At 33.3% G+C, this 3,505-nt stretch carries 2 protein-coding genes; both read right to left on the bottom strand.

The genetic code is table 11. The features are described 5' to 3' along the window. Window positions 1-153: 153 nt before the first annotated feature. Window positions 154-2,361: a hypothetical protein gene (locus tag CBR30_09805; GenBank protein PMQ00701.1), complete on the bottom strand. Its 2,208-nt coding sequence runs from the start codon at window positions 2,359-2,361 to the stop codon at window positions 154-156. Between the two features lie 12 nt (window positions 2,362-2,373). After that, window positions 2,374-2,550: a DNA-binding protein gene (locus CBR30_09800; protein PMQ00702.1), complete on the bottom strand. Its 177-nt coding sequence runs from the start codon at window positions 2,548-2,550 to the stop codon at window positions 2,374-2,376. Between the last annotated feature and the right edge of the window lie 955 nt (window positions 2,551-3,505).

The raw sequence follows: 3,505 nt of genomic DNA, 5'->3' as shown, positions 1-3,505 counted from the left end.
GGACGTTTTTTTTATAATTTCCCCTATATTTTTCTTAAATATAAATTTTGAAAAAAAATACCCCTTTTTGCTAAAAAAACGTCCCCAAAACGTCCCCATATAGATAATTCCTTGCTTCTCTCAAAGTGGAAAACGTCCCCGCCAAGGTAAAACCTAACTTCCCTTAAACTCAGGTTTTAAAGTTAGTCCTTGCCATCCTCTTTTGTGGTTTATTTTAACGCTTTTATATCCTCTTTCTTCTAATCTTCTTCCAAAAGCTCTATTTGTTATTGGTTCTTCTGAGTTAGCTAAAGCCCATTTCCTATAAGCTTCATATAATTCTTGTGTGGTTGCTTTATGTTGTTCTCCTTCTTCACAGCATTCAGCTATAAAATCTCCGATAATATCCATTTCCTGTTTATAGGTTTGTGTAGCTTCTATAATCTTTTGTGTAGTTCCTAACTTTTCTTTTCTCCATTTCAGGTAGCCTTCTAAAGCCCAGTTCAGAATACCACTTCTTTCTTCCAGAAGTTTTTCTTCATAGTGTGGTATTCTTTTTTCTTCTGGTATTTGGACTTCAAAAGGTATAAGTTTAACTCTTCTCCAGAATGCGTGTGTATTTTCATAAACAAGTGGTTTATGGTTAGTAGCTATCCAAAGCTTAAAGGTAGGTTTAAATTCAAAGAATTCCTGTCTTAAAAACCTTGCCGTTATTTTATCTCTTCCAGTCAAGCTTTTAATTAAGTTCTCATTAAATCTTCTTCCTTCTGGAAGTTCTGTAGCTATTACCATTCGTGTATTGTTTAATCTTGCTATATCGTTAGGGATATAATCATGTTCTTTGAATAAGAAAGTCTCAGCTCTTGCTTGGACGCAATAGTCTCCAAGGATTTCTTGGATTGTGTTTAAGAAAGTGGTTTTTCCATTTTGTCCTGTTCCATAGAGAATAAAGAAGCAATCTTCTCCAGTATCTCCAGAAAGTGTATATCCAACAGCTTTTTGAATGAATTCTATTAGCTCCTTGTTTCCATTAAAGATAGTGTCTAAAAACTCAAGCCATCTTGGACATGTAGCTTCTGGATCATACTCTACATTTGCCATTTTAGTAAGAAGGATTTCTGGGTCATGTTCCATTAGCTCTTTAGTGTCTAATATCAGGATCCCATTTTTTACGTTTAGAATGTAATTGTCAGTGTCAAAATCTTGTGGAGTGACTGTTAATTCAGGTTTAGCAAGTTCTAATATTGAATTTATTGCTCTTGTAGTTTCACATTTTAAAGCGTGTTTTATTAAAGCTTTTCTTTTTTTATCGTCTGTAATTTCTGAAGCTATTTTGTAATAAGAGCGTATAAGTTCTTTAGCCATTCTTTCCACTTCCATTTTTTCGTCCTTTATCCATTTCCCTTCTCTGAATACAAGCCAAGAATTCCAAGCTGGACAGTATCTTACTTTTTGTTTATACATTTCAACAAAATTTTGTGCGTCCCAGAAGTCAGTATATTTTTCTTCTTCCTCTTGGATTGCTATTTCAACTTTTCCTACTTCATAGTTATATCCTGCTCTTTTCTCAATTATTTTCTCCAGTTCTTTCAGTGGAAGTTCTTCCTCGGTTAGGTTCTCATTAATGAAAAACATTATTCTTCTTATTTCTTCCTCATCTTTTATATAGTCCCTAAGTCTTGAAACATGCCTAAATAGTGTGTCATTCCTTGTTCCATTTGGAATTGGTAATTCTATATTTTCTTCTGGTTTAGCTTTTCTTAGTGGTTCCAGCCAGAAAGGAAGTGGAGATAAGTCATCATTAGAAGCTTCTATCCAATATCTATTTTCTGTATTTTCTGTTGGTAAGACGATATATCCTTTCTCAGCTAATCTGTAATCAACTATAAATAATCCTTTAGTTAGCATTTTTGCGCTTTGTGTGTTTACTCTTCCAGTATCTCTGAAGAAGAATTGAAAGCCTCTTGGAGTTTTAATTATGTGTGCGTTTAATCCTTCATTTTCTATTAGCTTATAAAGGAATAATCCCTGTTTATAGTCGTCAATATCCACTACTATATAGCCTTCTGGTATTCTTAGTCCAAGCCAGCCAGAATTGGAAATGTGTTTCTCTATTTCTTCCTCAGTCATTCCTTCATATGTTTTTAGGTTCCAACCTTCTTTTAGTGGTCTTTTAGCTACGTCATAGTCTCTTCTGGAATTGTATCCAGAATAACCTACCAGAGGAAATATAATTATGTTTTTTCTGAAAATTTTTTGGCTAAGCTCTTGAATGTAGTTCCTTATAGATGTAGAATTAACGTAGACAGCCAATTCGGAAATCCCCCTTTCACATAATTTTTCGTTTGAGATTGTCCCCTCTTGTGCTCGCCCCACCAGCACAAGAGGGTTTTTTTATTGTTGTCTCAGGAATTCCTTTAGTGAACTTTCTGGAATTCGCCATACACCACCTACCTTTATTCCTTTTATTTTTTCTTCTTCCAACCATCTTTGAACTGTTCTAAGAGAAACTCTTAGCTTTTCTGCTACTTCTTTAGGAAGATAAAACTCTTCCTCAAATAGATCCCACATATCTATATTCAGCTCTCTATTTTTTTTCATTTTAAGCACCTCCTTATTTTTTTCCCCTGACACCTCTCTGCTTTTTAACTTATTTTTTACTAATAAAAACGTCAATTCTGATTAGAGATGTTTTTTCGCCATATCCTTAATTTTTCTTTTAAAACCTCGTTTTTTCTCTTTTTTTCTCAAATTTTCAAAAAAAATTAAAGAGAGCTAAAACAAGGATTTAACTTTATTAACGTTAATTATTAACAAAGCTAACTAAGAGAAGTAAGCAAACTACTAAGTTTTACAAGTGCGTTAATATTAACGTAAAATTTTACAAGTTAGTTTTTATACCCAGAAGTTTTTTAATTTTTTGCATGAGCCAAGAGCTATAAAAAGCCCTCACAAATAACTTTTTAAAACCCCATACCCCAATTAGAAGCAAGATTTTTCCTTGTTCTCTTTCAACTTCCGATAATCGTTCTTATGTTAAGTTGTTGAGTGCCACAACTTGGCACTTTACCCTCTCCTGCTGGATTTCCTGAATTAACCCTCATAAAAACCCCTCTATTTTGCATTTAAAAGCCTTTAGAAAAGAGTTTTGCCCCAACAAGGATATAAACATAACCCCCCTCCTTAAAAAGCCTTTTAAACGCTAAATTTTGAAAATAGAAGTTTTTATAATTCCATCCTCAAAAGTTATAAAAAAGTTATATTTATCCATTTAAAAACTCAAAAAAAACAAGGAATTTCCTTGCTGGGGACGTTTTCCTTCTCTTCTCAAAAGTGTTTGGAAGCTTGATTTTTTCTTGTTTCTCCACTTCTCACTGGGACATTAGGGGACGTTTTTTTTATAATTTCCCCTATATTTTTCTTAAATATAAATTTTGAAAAAAAATACCCCTTTTTGCTAAAAAAACGTCCCCAAAACGTCCCCATATAGATAATTCCTTGCTTCTCTCAAAGTGGAAAACGTCCC

This window comes from Dictyoglomus sp. NZ13-RE01 (assembly GCA_002878375.1).
Lineage (GTDB): Bacteria > Dictyoglomota > Dictyoglomia > Dictyoglomales > Dictyoglomaceae > NZ13-RE01.
This window is presented reverse-complemented; position numbering and strand designations above follow the sequence as displayed.